Source organism: Roseococcus sp. GW821-FHT12F05 (genome assembly GCF_058806835.1).
The window spans coordinates 151439-167811 of record NZ_JBXAQB010000017.1; the positions used below are offsets into that span (position 1 = coordinate 151439).

The 16373-nt window shown below is 71.8% G+C and carries 16 protein-coding genes; 8 read left to right on the plus strand and 8 right to left on the minus strand.

All coding sequences use genetic code 11. From position 1 onward, the window contains the following. Positions 1 to 68 precede the first annotated feature (68 nt). Complete coding sequence (locus AC1ROY_RS29255; protein WP_493152463.1) at positions 69 to 1664, plus strand: FAD-dependent monooxygenase; 1596 nt, start codon at positions 69 to 71, stop codon at positions 1662 to 1664. Positions 1665 to 1692: 28 nt separating this feature from the next. Here AC1ROY_RS29255 and AC1ROY_RS29260 read toward each other — a convergent pair whose 3' ends face one another. The 3 genes from AC1ROY_RS29260 to AC1ROY_RS29270 all read right to left on the minus strand — a co-directional run bounded on the left by AC1ROY_RS29260 (position 1693) and on the right by AC1ROY_RS29270 (position 4495). After that, positions 1693 to 3072, minus strand: a complete 1380-nt coding sequence (locus AC1ROY_RS29260; protein WP_493152465.1) for a sigma-54-dependent transcriptional regulator — start codon at positions 3070 to 3072, stop codon at positions 1693 to 1695. Position 3073: 1 nt separating this feature from the next. Continuing rightward, positions 3074 to 3403: an Hpt domain-containing protein gene (locus AC1ROY_RS29265; RefSeq protein ID WP_493152466.1), complete on the minus strand. Its 330-nt coding sequence runs from the start codon at positions 3401 to 3403 to the stop codon at positions 3074 to 3076. A 114-nt stretch (positions 3404 to 3517) separates the two neighbouring features. Next, a complete protein-coding gene (locus AC1ROY_RS29270; protein WP_493152467.1) occupies positions 3518 to 4495 on the minus strand; it encodes a Bug family tripartite tricarboxylate transporter substrate binding protein in 978 nt (325 codons plus the stop codon). Between the two features lie 366 nt (positions 4496 to 4861). On the opposite strand from AC1ROY_RS29270, the gene metZ reads away from it, so the two are divergent. The 6 genes from metZ to AC1ROY_RS29300 all read left to right on the plus strand — a co-directional run bounded on the left by metZ (position 4862) and on the right by AC1ROY_RS29300 (position 8812). After that, a complete protein-coding gene (metZ, locus tag AC1ROY_RS29275) occupies positions 4862 to 6070 on the plus strand; it encodes an O-succinylhomoserine sulfhydrylase (RefSeq protein WP_493152468.1) in 1209 nt (402 codons plus the stop codon). A gap of 6 nt (positions 6071 to 6076) precedes the next feature. After that, positions 6077 to 6688 carry a LysE family translocator gene (locus tag AC1ROY_RS29280; protein WP_493152469.1) on the plus strand — a complete coding sequence of 204 codons (612 nt, stop codon included), beginning with the start codon at positions 6077 to 6079 and terminating at the stop codon, positions 6686 to 6688. Next, on the plus strand, positions 6685 to 7086 hold the full coding sequence (gene apaG, locus AC1ROY_RS29285; RefSeq protein ID WP_493152470.1) for a Co2+/Mg2+ efflux protein ApaG: 402 nt from the start codon (positions 6685 to 6687) through the stop codon (positions 7084 to 7086). Before AC1ROY_RS29280 ends, apaG begins: the two co-directional genes overlap by 4 nt. Position 7087: 1 nt before the next feature. Then, positions 7088 to 7732 (plus strand): glutathione S-transferase family protein, encoded by a 645-nt coding sequence (locus tag AC1ROY_RS29290; protein WP_493152471.1) that lies wholly within the window; start codon positions 7088 to 7090, stop codon positions 7730 to 7732. Between the two features lie 61 nt (positions 7733 to 7793). After that, positions 7794 to 8432, plus strand: a complete 639-nt coding sequence (gene folE, locus AC1ROY_RS29295) for a GTP cyclohydrolase I FolE (protein ID WP_493152472.1) — start codon at positions 7794 to 7796, stop codon at positions 8430 to 8432. Positions 8433 to 8509: 77 nt separating this feature from the next. Then, entirely contained in the window at positions 8510 to 8812 is a 303-nt protein-coding gene (locus AC1ROY_RS29300) for a hypothetical protein (RefSeq protein WP_493152473.1), read from the plus strand. Between the two features lie 13 nt (positions 8813 to 8825). Here AC1ROY_RS29300 and AC1ROY_RS29305 read toward each other — a convergent pair whose 3' ends face one another. The 5 genes from AC1ROY_RS29305 to AC1ROY_RS29325 all read right to left on the minus strand — a co-directional run bounded on the left by AC1ROY_RS29305 (position 8826) and on the right by AC1ROY_RS29325 (position 15939). Next, a complete protein-coding gene (locus AC1ROY_RS29305; RefSeq protein ID WP_493152474.1) occupies positions 8826 to 12014 on the minus strand; it encodes an efflux RND transporter permease subunit in 3189 nt (1062 codons plus the stop codon). Further along, positions 12011 to 13213 carry an efflux RND transporter periplasmic adaptor subunit gene (locus AC1ROY_RS29310; protein WP_493152475.1) on the minus strand — a complete coding sequence of 401 codons (1203 nt, stop codon included), beginning with the start codon at positions 13211 to 13213 and terminating at the stop codon, positions 12011 to 12013. The genes AC1ROY_RS29305 and AC1ROY_RS29310 overlap by 4 nt, the downstream gene beginning before the upstream one ends. 158 nt (positions 13214 to 13371) lie before the next feature. Next, entirely contained in the window at positions 13372 to 14769 is a 1398-nt protein-coding gene (locus AC1ROY_RS29315) for a sensor histidine kinase (RefSeq protein ID WP_493152476.1), read from the minus strand. Positions 14770 to 14816: 47 nt separating this feature from the next. Continuing rightward, entirely contained in the window at positions 14817 to 15479 is a 663-nt protein-coding gene (locus tag AC1ROY_RS29320; RefSeq protein WP_493152477.1) for a response regulator, read from the minus strand. Positions 15480 to 15579: 100 nt separating this feature from the next. Next, positions 15580 to 15939, minus strand: coding sequence for a PepSY domain-containing protein (locus AC1ROY_RS29325; protein ID WP_493152478.1), 360 nt, complete (start codon positions 15937 to 15939; stop codon positions 15580 to 15582). A 145-nt stretch (positions 15940 to 16084) separates the two neighbouring features. On the opposite strand from AC1ROY_RS29325, the gene AC1ROY_RS29330 reads away from it, so the two are divergent. Further along, positions 16085 to 16258: a hypothetical protein gene (locus tag AC1ROY_RS29330; RefSeq protein ID WP_493152479.1), complete on the plus strand. Its 174-nt coding sequence runs from the start codon at positions 16085 to 16087 to the stop codon at positions 16256 to 16258. The last annotated feature ends 115 nt before the right edge of the window (positions 16259 to 16373 follow it).

Genomic DNA, 16373 nt, shown 5'->3' on the forward strand with positions numbered 1-16373 from the left:
ACATTTCTCTCTCGTGCCGCGTGGTTTACGGTGTTCCGGGCCGCATGACCGCGGGTGGGGGCAGGGAGATGGCTGAAGTTCTCGTGGTCGGAGCGGGGCCGGTGGGCCTGACGCTCGCGGCCGAGCTGGCACGCCACGGCGTGACCCCGCGCATCGTCGACAGGAGCACAGGGTCTTCGCCCTTCTGCCGCGCCATCGGCATCACGCCACGCACGCTCGAGGTCTTCGAGGATATGGGCGTGGCCCGCGCGATGATCGATGCCGGGCTCTGGCTGCCGGGCACGCGGATGATCATCCATGGCCAGGCCGTGCGCGACGTGATGGGCGATCTGGCGGATCTCCCCTATGCGACGCTGGGCGTGCCGCAATACGCGACGGAGGCCGTGCTGGAACGCCACCTGACCGGCTTCGGCGTGTCGGTGGAGCGCGGCGTCGCGCTGGCCGGCCTCTCCCAGTCGGACGACGCGGTCGAGGTGGAGCTCGACGGTCCGGATAGGCGCGAGCGCGCCCGGTTCCGCCACGTGATCGGCTGCGACGGCGCGCACAGCGCGGTGCGCCGCGCGCTCGGCATCGGCTTCGAGGGCGATGCCTTCCCGATGGAGTTCATGCTGGGCGACGTCGCCATCGACTGGGGCGCGGCGCCTTTGCCGCGCGGCCTATCGGCATGGGCGCTGAAGCCGATGGAGGGGGCGGCGCCGGACCTCTTCGTCGCCATCCCGCTGCCGGAGCCCGGCCGCTACCGCGTCTCGATGCTGGCGCCCGCGCGGCTCTCGGCCCCAGGGGGTCGCATGGGCGGCGGCACGGGCCACGGCATCCAGGCCGATCGCCCCGGCGCGACACTGGCCGATCTCCAGGAGGTCGCCGACCGGCTGCTGCCGGAGAAGGCCGTCCTCGGCGACATGCGCTGGTCCTCGATCTTCCGCATCAGCATGCGGCTCGCCACGGCCTATCGCGTGGGGCGTGCCTTCATCGCCGGCGATGCCTGCCACATCCATCCGCCGACGGGCGGGCAGGGCATGAACACCGGGATCCAGGACGCCTACAACCTCGCCTGGAAGATGGCGCTGGTGATGCGGGGCCTCGCCGGCGCGGCGCTGCTCGACAGCTACGAGGCGGAGCGCCGGCCGGTGGCGGCCGAGGTCGTCGCGCGCACCACGGAGCAGACCATCAATCTCGGCCGCGACCGCAAGCCGCCGCATCGGCTCGCCGACACGCAGCTGCTCGTCTCCTACCGCGACGGCCCGCTCGCGGCCGGCCCGACGGGCGGGGACCGCATGCCCGACGTGCAGGGCCTGCGGCGGCAAGGGATGGGCTTCCCGCTGCGGCTCTTCGACCTGCTGCGCGGCCCGGAGCCAGTGCTGATCCTAGCCGGCGCGGAGATCGCCCGGGCCGAGGCCTGCGCGGCGAGCCTGGGCCGGCTCTGGCCCGGCCTGCTGCGGGTGGTCGCAATCCTTCCCGCCGATGCGGTGCCCGGGCAGCCCTGGGGCGTCGAGCCCGTCCGCGATGCCGAGGGGGAATTCGCCAGGACTCTCGGGACGGGCGCCTGGCTGGTGCGCCCTGACGGCTATATCGGGCTGCGGGCCGATCCCTGGTCCGAGGCGGAGGTCATCGCCTGGCTGCGCGACAGGCTGGGCCTCGGCCACGCGGTGCCGCCTCCATCATGATCCCGCAGGCAGGCGCTCGATACGCCCGCTACCCCGCCTGCTTCCAGGCCGTCAGCTTGCGGTAGATCGTGCTCGGGTTGATCTCCAGCAGCGCCGCCGCGCGCGGCACGTCCTGGCCGGTGTGCTCCAGCGCTTGGAGGATCAGCCGCTTCTCCGACACCGCCAGCGGCTCGATGCGCGTGGTCAGCGCCTCCAGCGTCGGCCGCGCCCCGACGGGAGGCGCCGGTTCCGCGGCCGCCTGGTGCAGCAGCAGGACCGGCAGCATCTCGCGTGTCACCCGCGCGCCGTCATGCAGCACCACCGCGTTGCGCAGCACGTTCTGGAGCTGCCGGACATTGCCCGGCCAGGGATAGGCGCGGATCGCCGCCTCGGCTTCCGGGTCGAAGCCGGTGAAGGCCTTGCCCTCCTCGCGCGCGTAGAGGCCGAGCAGATGGCGCGCCACCAGCACCACGTCCTCGCCGCGCAGGCGCAGCGGCGGCAGCTCGATCGGCACGACGTAGATGCGGTAGTAGAGGTCCTCGCGGAAGCGGCCCGCCTGCACCTCGGCCAGGATGTCGCGATGCGTGGCGCAGACCAGCCGCACGTCCACCTTCTCGGATTTCGTGCCGCCCAGCGGCGTCACCACGCCGGTCTGCACGAAGCGCAGCAGCTTCACCTGCATCTCCGCCGGCATCTCGCCGATCTCGTCGAGGAAGAGCGTGCCGCCATCGGCCGCGCGCGCCGCGCCCAGCCGGTTGTCGGTGGCCCCCGTGAAGGCGCCCTTGACATGGCCGAAGAGCTCGCTCTCCAGCAGGTCGCGCGGGATGGCGCCGCAGTTCAGCGCGATGAAGGGCCGCCCCGCGCGCGGTGACGCGCTGTGAAGGGCCTCGGCCGCCAGCTCCTTGCCGGTGCCGCTCTCGCCCGTGACGAAGACCGTGGCGCGGGACGAGGCGACGCTCTCGATGGTCCGGTAGATGGCCTGCATCGGCGGCGAGGCGCCGATGAATCCGTGAAAGCGCCCGCGCCCGAGCTGCGACTTGGCGACGTCCAGCTGCTGCCGCAGCTCGCGCTTCTCCAGCGCGTTGTCGAGCGTCACGCGCAGCCGCGCGGAGGTGTAGGGCTTCAGGATGAAGTCCGAGGCGCCCTCCTGCATGGCCTCGACCGCCGCCTTCACCGAGCCGTGCGCCGTCAGCACGATCATCGCGGCTTCCAGCTGCGCCGCGCGCAGCCGCCGCATGAGCTCGATGCCGGAGAAGTCGGGCAGCACGAGGTCGACCAGGATGGCGTCCGGCCTCCAATCGAGCGCGAGGGCCAGCGCGGCGCCGGCGGTCTCCGCGTGGCGGATCTCATGCCCGCCGTCCCGGAGCATGGCCTTAGCGATCTCGGCCTGGGTGGGCGTATCCTCGACGAGAAGGATGCGCGCCGGCATCCTAGTGGATGAGGTCGTGCAAGGCCTCTAGCGCGCCTTTGGCCTCGGCCATCAGCCGCGGCAGGACGGTTTCGGCGGGTTCCGGCTGCCTGTGGTCCATGGCGATGCGGGCCTCGCGCTCCAGCCCCACGGCTCCCACCGCGGCGGCGGCGCCGGCCAGGCTATGGGCCGCGCGCTCGTAGCCGTTCTGGTCGCCGGCGGCGTGCGCCTCCTGCAACTCCTTCACCAGTCGCGTCATGTCCTCCTCGAAGGTCGCGATGATGGTGCGGAACACGTCCGGCGGCAGGTCCTCGGCCAATTGGCCGGCGACGGAGGGATCGAGGGCGCTCATGAAGCCGCATGACTTGCATTCCGCAATACCTGCGTCAACAGCTACGATCCCGGTTGGGACACACGGCCCGGCGATGGGCCTGCCTGCCTGCCGGCCGGCCGTGGCCGCTTCCTCCTATTGCGGCGTGATCCCCAGGGTCCGCACCACGCGGCCCCAGTTCTCGATCTCGTCAGCCAGGAACTCGGCCAGCTTCGCCGGCTCCAGGCTGCGCACCTCCAGCCCCTGCGGCGCCAGCCTCGCGCGCAGCTCGGCATCGGCCAGGATGGTGGCGAGCTCTGTGTTCAACCGCCGCACCACCTCCGGCGGCGTGGCGGCCGCGCCGGCCAGCATGAACCAGACGGACATCGAATAGCCCGGCAGCGTGTCCGAGACGGGCGGAATCTCCGGCGCCAGCGCCGAGCGCGTGGCGGTGGAGACGGCGAGCGCCCGCACGCGCCCCTCCCGGGCCTGCACCAGCGCATCGCCGAGGTCTGAGACGGAGAAGCTGATCCGGCCCGATATCGTGTCGTTCAGCGCCTCGGGCTGGCCCCGATAGGCGACGTCCACCACCTCGATCCCGGCCTGCCGCGCCATCAGCAGGCCGACGATCTGCCGGCTCGGCGCGCCATGGCCGAAATTGAGCTGGCCGGGCCGCGCCTTCGCATAGGCGATCAGCTCGGCGAGGCTGTGCACCGGCAGGCGCGGGTCGCAGACGAAGAGATAGGGCGCCTCGGCGATCATCGAGATGGGGACCAGGTCGCGCCGGGGATCGTAGCTGAGGTCCTTGATCATGTGCGGCGCGCTGGCCCCGGTGCTGACGCCGACCATCACGAGCGTGTTCCCGTCGGCGGGCGCGGAGAGCGCGGCGCGGATGCCGATCTGCCCCTGGCCGCCGCCACGGTTCTCGATGATCACGGGCTGGCCCAGCCGCTGCGCCAGCGGCGCGGTGTAGAGCCGCGTCAGGATGTCGGTCTGGGTGCCGGCGGGGAAGGTGACGATGACGCGGATCGGGCGGTCCGGCCAGGCCGCGCGGCCGATGCGCGGCAGGGCGGACGACAGCCCGGCTGTCGGCAGCGCCGCAAGCAACGCCCTCCGAGACGATCCTCGACTCATGGCGCTTCTCCCCCTGCGGCAGCCCTTTCGATGGCCCCCTGTTCCGGGAGCGGGCGCCGCCTTGTCTGCTTCAGGCTATCGCGGCGGGGCGGGCGTGGCCATATCAATCTCCCCGGCGTTCTCCTGCGGCAGGCGACACCGGCAGCGGCGACGGTTGACGCCGGACCGGAGACGGGACTACGCATGTCCCGTCCTCGCGATTTGTCCGGCCAGCTTGCGGCGAGGTCCCAACCGGGTCGTGTCCCTGATCGCTCCGATCGGGAATGCGGAAAACAAGCGCGCTAAACGGCCCGGGACCGGCCCTGTCGCGGGCGGTCTCCCACCCGTGTCAGGGTGCCGGACGCCTGTGTTCGAAGGGTGTCATCGATGTCGAAAAAGTTCCGTCCGGCCACGCAGCTCGTTCGTGGCGGCCTCACCCGGTCCCAGCACGGCGAGACGGCCGAGGCGATGTTCCTGACCTCGGGCTTCGTCTACGACAGCGCCGAGCAGGCTGAAGCCACCTTCAAGAACGAGATCGAGCACTACCAGTACAGCCGCTTCGCCAATCCCACGCTGACCATGCTGGAGGAGCGGCTGGCCGCGCTGGAGGGGGCGGACCTCTGTCGCCTCATGGCCACCGGCATGGCCGCGGTGCACTCCACCCTGCTCTCCACGCTGAAGACCGGCGACCGGCTGGTGGCCTCCCGCGCGCTCTTCGGCTCCTGCCACTGGATCATCAGCACGCTGCTGCCGCGCTACGGCATCATCGGCGAGTTCGTGGACGGCGGGGACCTCGACCAGTGGAAGCGGGCGCTCAGCAAGCCCGTCGCGATGGTGCTGCTCGAGACGCCGTCCAACCCCATGCTGGAGCTGGTGGACCTGCCGGCCGTGGCCAAGCTCGCGCATGCCGCCGGCGCGCTGGTGGCGGTGGACAACGTCTTCGCCACGCCGCTGCTGCAGCGCCCGCTCGACCTCGGCGCGGACATCGTCGTCTACTCCACCACCAAGCACATGGACGGCCAGGGCCGCACGCTGGGCGGCGCCGTGCTCGGCCCGAAGAAGTGGGTGGAGGAGACGCTGATGCCCTTCATCCGCAACACCGGCCCCGCCATGTCGCCCTTCAACGCCTGGGTGGTCCTGAAGGGGCTGGAGACGCTGAAGCTGCGCGTGGACCAGATGTGCCGAAACGCGGCCGCCGTGGCCGACTTCCTCTCCGAGCGCACGGAGATTGCGAAGGTCCTCTACCCCTTCCGCCCCGACCATCCGCAGCACGCGCTGGCGGTGAAGCAGATGACCGCCGGCGGCACGCTCGTCACCTTCGACATCAAGGGCGGGAAGGAGGAGTGCTTCCGCTTCATGAATGCGCTGCAGCTCGTGGACATCTCCAACAACCTCGGCGATTCCAAGTCGCTGGCGACGCACCCGGCCACCACGACGCACAGCCGCATCGGGCCGGAGGAGCGCGCGCGCCTCGGCATCAGCGACGGCACGGTGCGGCTCTCGGTCGGGCTGGAGGACGTGGCGGACCTCATCGAGGACCTCGCCGACGCGCTGGACGCGATCGGCGGCGCGGCCACCGCGCGCGCGGCGGAGTAGCCGGCCATGGCCCTGGAAACCTGGCTGGCCTTCCTGCTCGCCTCGGCCGCCCTGCTGGCCATTCCGGGGCCGACCATCCTGCTGGTCATCGGCCAGTCGCTGGGTGCCGGCCGTGGCCGCGCCCTGCCGCTGGTGGCGGGCGTCGCGCTGGGCGACCTGACGGCGATGACGCTCTCGCTGGCGGGGCTGGGCGCGCTGCTGGCGGCCTCCAGCCTGGCCTTCACCCTGCTGAAATGGGGCGGCGCGGCCTATCTGATCTGGCTCGGCGTGAAGCTGTGGCGCGCGCCGGTCTCGGCGGCCGCGGCGCCGCCGCTCTCCGCCCGCCGCGCCTTCCGCGACGCCTATGTGGTGACGGCGCTGAATCCGAAGAGCATCGCCTTCTTCGTGGCCTTCGCGCCGCAGTTCCTCGACGGCGGACGGCCCTTCCTGCCGCAGGCCGCGATCCTGGTCGCGAGCTTCGTCACCCTCGCGGCCGCCAACGCGCTGCTCTACGCGCTGCTGGCCGGCCGGATGTCCGGGCTGGTGACGCGGCCGGGCGTGCGGCGCGGCTTCAACCGGGTGGGCGGCACCATGCTGGTCGGCGCCGGCATCGCCACCGCCGCGATGCGCCGCGCGTGAAGCCCTACACCGCCATCACCCGGGGCGTTCGCGTCACCGTCCGGGCCTTCTACCTGGAGGACCAGTCGGAGCCCGACCAGGGCCAGTATGTCTGGGCCTACAAGGTCGAGATCGCGAACGAAGGCGCGGCGACGGTGCAGCTGATGAAACGCACCTGGCTCATCACCGACGGGCAGGGGCGCACCATGCGCGTCCATGGCGATGGCGTCGTGGGCGAGCAGCCGGTGCTCGAGCCCGGCGAGAGCTTCGACTACACCTCCGGCACCCCGCTGCCGACGCCCTCGGGCTTCATGCGCGGCACCTACCACATGGTCGTCCCCGACACGGGCGAGGAGTTCGACGCGGAGGTGCCGGCCTTCTCGCTGGACAGCCCGCACCAGGCGGGCGGGGTCCATTGAGGTGCTGACCATCTGGGGCCGGAAGACCTCGTCCAACGTCCAGGCGCTGATGTGGGGCGTGGGCGAGCTCGGGCTGCCCTACGAGCGGCACGATGCCGGGCACCGCTACGGCGGCACGGACACGGCGGAATTCCTGGCGATGAACCCCAACGGGACCGTGCCCGTCCTGCGCGACGGCGACGGTGCGCCGCTTTGGGAAACCGGCGCGATCCTCCGCTACCTTGCCGGCCGCTACGGCCGACCGCCCTTCTGGCCGGAGGAGGGCCTGGCGCGCGCCCATGTCGACAGATGGGCGGAGTGGGCGAAGATCAACGTGACGCTGGGCTTCACGGCGCCGATCTTCTGGCGGGTCGTCCGCACGGCGCCGAAGGACCGGGATCCGGCCGCGATCCGCGCCGCGGTCGCGAATCTGGACCCGGTGCTCGACATCGCCGAGGCGCAGCTGGCGCGCTCGGCCTTCCTCGCCGGCGACGCGCTCACCCTGGCCGACATCCAGTTCGGCCATGTGCTGTTCCGGTACTTCGACATCCCGATCCCGCGGGCGGACCGCCCCGCGCTCGGGCGCTACTACGCGGTGCTGGCGGAGCGGCCCGCCTTCCGGGAGCACGTCATGGTGTCCTACGAAGAGCTGCGGGTGGCCGATTGAGCTTGCGTGACAGCCCGACCTAACCATTTGTTCCGAATCGAGAAACGAAAGTCCGAACGCCATGAACATCCAGGCGCCGCCCGATCGGAAGGCGGAAGAAGCGACGACCCCCGTCAAGCCCACGCGCGAGGAAGCCGAGGCCGCCGTCCGCACCCTGCTCCTCTGGGCCGGCGACGACCCGGACCGCGAGGGCCTGCTCGACACGCCCGCCCGCGTCGTCCGCTCCTACGAGGAGTTCTTCGCCGGCTACGGGACCGACCCCGTCGAGCTGCTCGCCCGCTCCTTCGAGGAGACGGACGGCTATGACGAGATGGTCGTGCTGCGCGACATCCGGATCGAGAGCTATTGCGAGCACCATATGGTCCCCATCGTCGGCAAGGCGCATGTCGCCTACCTGCCGGACGGCAAGGTGGTGGGCATCTCCAAGATCGCGCGCGTGATCGACGCCTATGCCAAGCGCCTGCAGATCCAGGAGAAGCTGACGGCGCAGATCGCCAACACCATCGAGAGCGTGCTGCATCCCAAGGGCGTGGCCGTGGTGATCGAGGCCGGCCACCAGTGCATGACCACGCGCGGCGTGCACAAGACGGGCGTCTCCATGGTCACCTCGCGCATGCTCGGCGCCTTCCGGCACAATGATGCGACCCGGCGCGAGTTCCTCTCCATGATCACCGGCCCGCGCAGCGCCACCGAGGCCTGACGGCGGCGATGGCGGCGCCGGGCCCCTGGTGGCGCTCGGCCCTGTGGTCCTCCCTGGCGGGAGCGGGGCTTGCCATCTTGGGAATCGTGCCCGGCATGGGCCTGCCCGGCGCCCTGGCGCTGGCGCCCGCCGCGCCGGTGATCGCGGCGATCTGGGGCGTGCCGGCCGAGCACATGTTCCCGCAGGACAGCGCCTGGCCCTTCGCCATCATCGTGACCTTCCTGCTCGGGCCGCTGGTGCCGGCGCTCTGGCTGGCGACGCGGGCCCTGCGACTCTCGGGGTTCCGGCGCGCGCTGGCGATGACGGGCGGCATGGCGCTGGGCGGCACCCTGATGGCGCTGCTAGCCTATGCGCTGGGGGTGGCACCGCTGCTGGCGTGACTGGCGTGACGGCTCACTTCGCCATCTCCGGCACCCTCGCGGCCTCGCGCGGCTTGCGCATCGGCGACGGGTCCGTGCTGCCGGAGAGGCGGCGGATCACCACATAGAAGATCGGCGTGAAGATCAGGCCGAAGACCGTCACGCCCAGCATCCCGAAGAACACCGCCGTGCCCACCGCCCGCCGCATCTCCGACCCCGCGCCCTCCGAGACCACCAGCGGCAGCACGCCGAGGATGAAGGCGAGCGAGGTCATCAGGATGGCCCGCAGCCGCAGCCGGCAGGCCTCGGCCACCGCTTCCGCCGCGCTGCGCCCGGCCTCCTCGAGGTTGCGCGCGAACTCCACGATCAGGATGGCGTTCTTCGCGGCCAGCCCGACCAGCACGACGAAGCCGATCTGCGTCAGCACCGTCACCTCCTCGCCGGCCATCCGCACGCCGAGGGTGGAGGTGAGCAGGCACATCGGCACGATCAGGATCACCGCGAAGGGCAGGCTCCAGGAGCCGTACTGCGCCGCCAGCACGAGGTAGACGAAGAGCACGCAGAGCGGAAAGATCATCGCCCCGGTATTGCCGCTCTGCGTCTGCTCGAAGGAGAGGTCGGTCCATTCGTAGCCGATGCCGTCGGGCAGCACCCGCTGCGCCACGCGCTCCACGATGCGGATGGCGGCCGACGAGCCGAGGCCGGCCGTGGTCTCGCCCGAGATCTCGGCGGAGGGATACATGTTGTAGCGCGGCACGCGGGGTGGCCCCGTGACGTCGCGGATGGTCAGCACGCTGGCCAGCGGGACCATCTGCCCGGCCTCGTTGCGTGTGCGCAGCCGCGCGAGGTCGGCCGTGGTGCGGCGGAATTCCGGGGATGCCTGCGCCACCACACGCCAGTTGCGGCCATAGGCGGTGAAGTCGTTGATGTAGGAGGAGCCGAGCAGCGTCTCGAGGGATTGCGAGAGGCGCTCGGCGGAGACCCCCAGCATCTCGGCCCGCGCGCGGTCGATGTCCACGGCGAGCTGCGGCGCGTCGATGCGGAACGGCGAATAGACGGCGGTCATCCCGGGGGTGCGGGAGAGCTCGTGGACCAGCTCGCGCGTCGCGGCCTCCAGGATCGCCGTGCCGCGGCCGGTGCGGTCCTCCAGCCGCAGCGCGAAGCCGGCGCCGGTGCCCAGGCCCGGCACGGTCGGCGGCGGGATCACCACCACCGTCGCATCTGCCAGCACGGCCAGGCGCCGGCGCAGCTCGCGCACGATATAGGCCGAGGTCTGCCCGTGCGGCAGCCGCTCCGACCAGGGGGCGAAGACCGGCGTCACCGTGCCCTCGTCGCTCGCGGCCGTGTTGGTGGTGCCGGAGATGCCGGCGATGGCGGAGACGCTGGCGATGCCCGGGATGTCGCGCGCGATCGCGGCGGCGCGCTCCACGATCTCCGTGGTGCGGGCGAGGGACGCGCCGCCGGGCAGCGAGATCGACACCACCGCGTAGCCGCGGTCCTGCGTCGGCAGGAAGCCCTGCGGCGCCGTCCACAGGATCCAGACGACGGCGCCGATCAGCAGGGCGTAGAGCGCCAGCATCGGCAGCACATGCCGCGTCAGCCGCCGCACCAGCCGGCCATAGGCGCGTGCCATCCGATCGAAGCCGATGTTGAAGTTCTCGGACAGCCAGCGCACGGTCCGCGCGATGCGCGAGCGGCTGCGCTGGGACGGCGGCGGCGGGCGCTTCAGGATCAGCGAGGCCAGCGCCGGGCTCAGGGTCAGCGAGCAGAAGCAGGACAGCGCCGTCGCCACCGCGATGGTCACGGCGAACTGCAGGAAGAAGCGGCCGGCGATGCCGTCGAGGAAGGCGGTCGGCACGAAGACGGCGCAGAGCACCAGCGCGATGGAGACCAGCGCGCCGCCCACCTCCTGCATGGTGGCGATGGCCGCATGCTGCGGGCTGGGCGTGTCGCGCAGGTGGCGGTCGACGTTCTCCACCACGACGATGGCGTCGTCCACCACGATGCCCACCGCCAGCACCAGCCCGAACAGCGTCAGCACGTTGAGCGTGAAGCCGAGCGCGACCATGACGCCGAAGGTGCCGATCAGCGAGACCGGGATGGCCAGCACGGGGATGATCGTGGAGCGCCAGTTCTGCAGGAAGACCAGCACCACCAGCACCACCAGCGCGACCGCCTCGCCGATCGTGTGCACCAGCTCGTTCACGCTCTGGCCGACGAAGCGCGTCGGGTCGTAGGCGATCTCGGCGTGAATGCCGGGCGGGAAGTTCCGCTCGATGCGGGCCATCGTGTCACGGATGATCTGCGCCGTGGCGAGCGCATTCGAGCCGGGGCGCTGCGTGATCGCCAGCGCCACGGCCGGCTGGCCCTGCAGGGTGGAATTCGTTGTGTAGGAGGCGGCGCCCAGCTCCACCCGGCCGATGTCGCGGATCCGCAGCAGCCGCCCGTCCCGCGTCGCGCGGATGACGATGTTCTCGAACTCCTCCGGCCGGTCCAGCCGGCCGCGGAAGGCGAGGCTCGGCTGGAAGGCCTGGTCCGAGACCGGCGGCTCGGCCAGCAGGCCGCCCGCCACCTGGGTGTTCTGCGACTGCACCGCGGCGACGACGTCCTCGGCGGTGATGCCGAGGGCCGCCATGCGGTCGGGGTCGAGCCAGATGCGCATCGCGTAGTCGCGCGCGCCCTGCATGTCGATGTCACCGATGCCGTCGATGCGCAGCAGCTCGTCGCGCACCTGGCGCAGCGCGTAGTTGGAGACGTAGAGCTGGTCGTAGCTCTGGTCCGGTGATGTCACGAAGATGATCATCAGCCGGTCCAGCGCCAGCTTGCGCGTGGTGACGCCGAAACGCCGCACCTCCTCCGGCAGGCGCGGCAGCGCGCCGTTGACGGCGCCCTGCACCAGCACCTGGGCGCGGTCGGGGTCGGTGCCGAGGCGGAAGGTGACCGTCAGCACCATCCGCCCGTCGCTGGTGGATTGCGAGGACATGTAGAGCATGCCCTCGGTGCCGTTCACCTCCTGCTCGATGGGCGCGGCCACGGTGTCCGCCACGGTCTGCGCATTGGCGCCGGGGTAGCTCGCCGTCACCACCACGGTGGGCGGCACGACGTTGGGGTATTCCGAGATGGGCAGCGACAGCAGCGCCAACCCGCCGACGATCAGCAGCAGCAGCGACATGACGCAGGCCAGCACCGGCTGACGGATGGAGAGGATGCCGAGGTTGTTCATGGCTGCCCATTGGGTCGCGCGGCCGAGCCCATCTGCCTGCTCATGGGCCGGGCGGGCATGGGCTGAAGCGGCGGCGCCTGCTCCGGCGTCACCTCGACGCCGACCCGCACGCGCGGGATGCCGCCCACCACGACAGCGTCGCCGGCCGCGATGCCGCTGCGGATCACCCTGAGACCGTCATGCAGCGGTCCCGGCTGCACCTCGTGCATCGCCACCTTGTTACCGGGGCCGACCACGTAGACCACCCGGCGCGACTGGTCGGTGGTGATGGCGGAATCCGGGATCATCACCGCGCGGTAGGGCGCGCTGCCGAGCAGCCGGACCCGGGCGAACTGGCCCGGCGTGAAGAGCTGCGCCGGATTGGCGAAACGCGCGCGCAGCCGGAGCGTGCCGGTGCCCGCATCCGCCTCGTTGTCCACGAAGACCACCTGTCCCGAATGCGGGAAGCCCACCTCGTCGGCCAGGGCCAGCTCCACCGGGTTCGCCACGTCGCGCGAGGAGGGGCGGGAACCGGCCTCCGCCAGCCGCACGTAACGCAGCAGAGAGGCCTGATCGATGTCGAAGGAGAGTTCGATCGGGTCGATGGTGACGATGGTGGCCAGCAGGGTCGCCGTGCTGGCCTCGCCGCCGGAGACGAGGTTGCCCACGCTGACCAAGTGCCGCCCGATGCGCCCGCCCTGCGGCGCCCGGACGGTCGTGAAGTCCAGGTTCAGCCGGGCTCGCTGGAGGCCGGCATCCGCCTGCATCACCAGCGCGCGCGCCGCCGCCACGCCCTGGGTGCGCTGCTCCACGTTCTGCTGGGTGGCGGCCCGGTAGCTGAGCAGGCTGTTCGTGCGCTCCTGCTCCCGCTCCGCCAGCACGAGCTGGGATCGCGCCTCGGCCAGCCGGCCCTCGGCCTCCGACACCACGGTCTGGAAGGGGCGGGGGTCGATGCGGAACAGCACGTCGCCCTCGCGCACCAGCTGGCCGCCGGTGAAGTTCACCGATTCCAGCGTGCCGCTGACGCGCGCGCGCAGGTCCACGCGCTCGACGGCGACGAAGCGACCGGTGAACTCGTCCCAATCGGTGATCTCGCGCTCCAGCGGCTGCGCGACCATGACGGTCGGCGGGGCTTCCGGCGTTCCCGCGCGGTTCTCCTCGTCGCACCCGGCCAGGGCCAGGGCGAGGGACAGGCCCAGCCATCCAAGGCTCCGCCTCATCGGGGCTGGCCAATCAGCGCGTCGCATTTCTGGATCCCAATCAACACGCGCTCCCAAAACCTGCATGCCCTGGCCAATGGTTACGAAATGGTCAGGCGGAAGGCCAGCCCGAAAGCGCGACAGCTCGATGACGCGTCACTTGCGTTCAAATGGGCGGGTCAATCCGGCCCCTGGTACTTCTCGCTCGCCAGCCGTCCCGGCAGCTCGAGCCGCGCCGCCAGCCCGCCCAACCGCGTGCTGCGCTCCAGCGTCAGCGTGCCGTCGTAGAGCGAGGCCAGATCGCCCACGATCGCCAGCCCCAGCCCCGAGCCCGGCTTGGCCTCGTCCAGCCGCACGCCGCGCAGCAGGGCCGCGCCGTCCTGTCCTTCCGGCAGCCCCGGCCCGTCATCCTCCACCAGGATCGCGATGTGTCCGGCATCCACCACCGAGACCCGCACCGCGACCCGGCCGCTGCCGTACTTGCAGGCGTTCTCCATCAGGTTGCCCAGCATCTCGGTCAGGTCCTGGCTGTCCGCGCGCACCCGCGCCTCCGCCTCGCCGGCCACGCGGATCTGGATGCCGCGCGCGGCGGTCAGCCGGCGCAGCGCCGTCGCCAGCGCCTCGGCGACGGCCAGCGGCGCGCTCTCGGCCCCGGCCGAGCCCGCCAGCGCGCCCGCCCGCGCGCGGCGCAGATGGTGCTGCACCAGCCGCTCCAGCGTCGCCGACTGGGCCTTGGCGCCGGCGACGTCGCCGACCTCCAGCGCGTTGCGCAGCACCGCGATCGGCGTCTTCAGCGCATGGGCCAGGTTGCCCACGTGGTTGCGCGCGCGCTCCACCGTGGCGCGGTTCTGCTCGATGAGGGCCTCGATCTCGGTGACCAGCGGCGCGATCTCGCGCGGCGCCACCACGTCGATGTGCAGGCGGCGCCCCTGGCGCACCTCGGCCAGCTCCTGCTGCGTGCGGCGCAGCGGCCGCAGCCCCCAGACCACCAGCAGCGCCACCACGACCACGAGCCCCGTGCCCAGCAGGGCGAAGGCCAGGATGACGTTGCTGCGCAGGTCAGAGATCTCGTCCTCCGTGCCCTCGCGTCCGAAGGCGACCTGGACGGAGATGGGCACCCGGCCGAAGCGGCTGTCGATCTGCACGTCGCGCTCCAGCACGCGCAGGTCCTCGCCGCGCGGGCCCTCCATGTTGCGGGCCCGTACGCCCTCGGCGGGCTCGCGCAGCGGCGGGCCGAGCCGCGAATCCCAGAGCGAGCGGGACGTCACCTGCACGCCGCCGGGGCCGGTGAGCTGCCAGTAATGGCCCGAGAGCGGCCGCTCGAACTCCGGATCGGCCAGCGGCCGGGTCAGGACGGGGCCGGAGGAGGGGTCGAAGCTGGTGGCCGCCACCACGGCGTCCAGCAGGCTGGCGAGGCGGGCATCGGCGGTGGACTGGATCTGCTGCTCGTCCGTGCGGACCACGAACCAGGCGATCATCCCGAGGCCGAGCGACACCCACAACGTGGTGAGCAGCACCAGCCTGCGGGTGACCGAGTTCATGGCCCAGAGCCCGGCCATCCACGGCGGAATCGTCATTCAGCGCCCCGCAGGCGGAACGGCGATCCGCCCGGGCCGGAGGCGCATCACCCCGCGTTCACCAGCCGGTAGCCCTGGCCGCGCACCGTCTCGATCAGCCCGTCGCCGAGCTTGCGGCGCAGGCGCGCCACGATGACCTCCAGCGTGTTGGAGTCGCGGTCGAAATCCTGGGCGTAGAGGTGCTCGGTCAGCTCGGTCTTGGAGACCGGCCGTCCCGCATGCAGCGCGAGATAGGAGAAGAGCCCGTATTCCAGCGCCGTCAGCCGCACCGCCTGTCCCGCGCGCGAGACGCCGCGGGTGGCGGTGTCGAGCCGCACGTCGCCGAAGGTGAGCTCGGGCCGGGCGACACCGTTGGACCGCCGGATCAGCGCGTTGAGGCGGGCCACCAGCTCGCCCATGGCGAAGGGCTTGGCGAGGTAGTCGTCGGCGCCGGCATTCAGCCCCTCGACCTTCTCGCTCCAGGAATCGCGGGCGGTGAGGATGAGCACGGGCATGGTCCGCTCGGCCGCGCGCCAGCGGCGCAGCACGGTGAGGCCGTCCACGCGCGGCAGGCCGAGGTCGAGCACGACGGCGTCGTAGGGCTCCGTCTCGCCGAGATGCAGGGCCTCCTCGCCGTCCATGGCGCCGTCCACGGCGAAGCCCGCCTCGGTCAGGCCGGTGCGGAGCTGCTGATGCAGCTCGGGGGTGTCCTCGACGATGAGCAGGCGCATCCGGCGATCATGCACGCGATGGGCGGGTTCGGTCCATCGGCGGCCGCAAGGCCCGGAGACCGTTCAGGAATTCCGGCCCGCGGAAGTTCCCGGCCGGTCTCTAGCGCTTGCCGGCCGAGGTCCGGGGCACGGGGGCGTCGCTCGGGCCGCGCTCCTGCACCGGGCCGCGCGAGCGGATCAGCGCGCCGGTGGCCGCATCCAGCTCGACCGTGAAGAGCCGGCCGTTGGGCGGCAGGATCTTGATCTCGTAGAGCCACTGTCCGTCGTCCAGCTCCAGCTCCGCCTCGATGACGCGGCCGCGGTAGCGGCGCTCGACCTCGGTCAGGAGCTCGGAGAGGGGGCGGATCTGGCCGGCTTCCAGCGCCGCGCGGGCCCGCTCGTGGTCCCGCCGGTCCTGCGCCGCGGCGGGCGCGGCCAGGAGGGTGGAAACGGCCAGGAGCGGCAGGAGGCGGCGACGCATGCGGGCGGTGATTTGGTCCCGGAGGGCTGAACGACGGCTGAATCGGGCACTCAGTCCAGGTTCAGGAATGCGAACCTAGAACGGGCATAACGAGTGGGCGAGCGGCGTCAACGTGCCGTGGCCCGGATCAAGGATTTGCTAAGTCATGTTCATCGATCTGGAAGAGATCGCGCCGCATCTGCTGGGGGTGTTCATGATCGCCCTGGCCTGCATCCCGCTCATCTTCGTCTGGCAGGATCGCGGCCGCAAGCGGGCGAGCCGGGACCCCGTGGCGAAGCGGGTCGTGGCGCCCAGCGCGCGCCTCGCCGGCGGACGGTAGGCCGGCCGCGCTTCCGGGCAGAACCGAAGAATGCTCGGCGGGGGGGGGGGGGGGGGGGGGGGGGGGGGGGGGGGGGGGGGGGGGGGGGGGGGGGGGGGGGGGGGGGGGGGGGGGG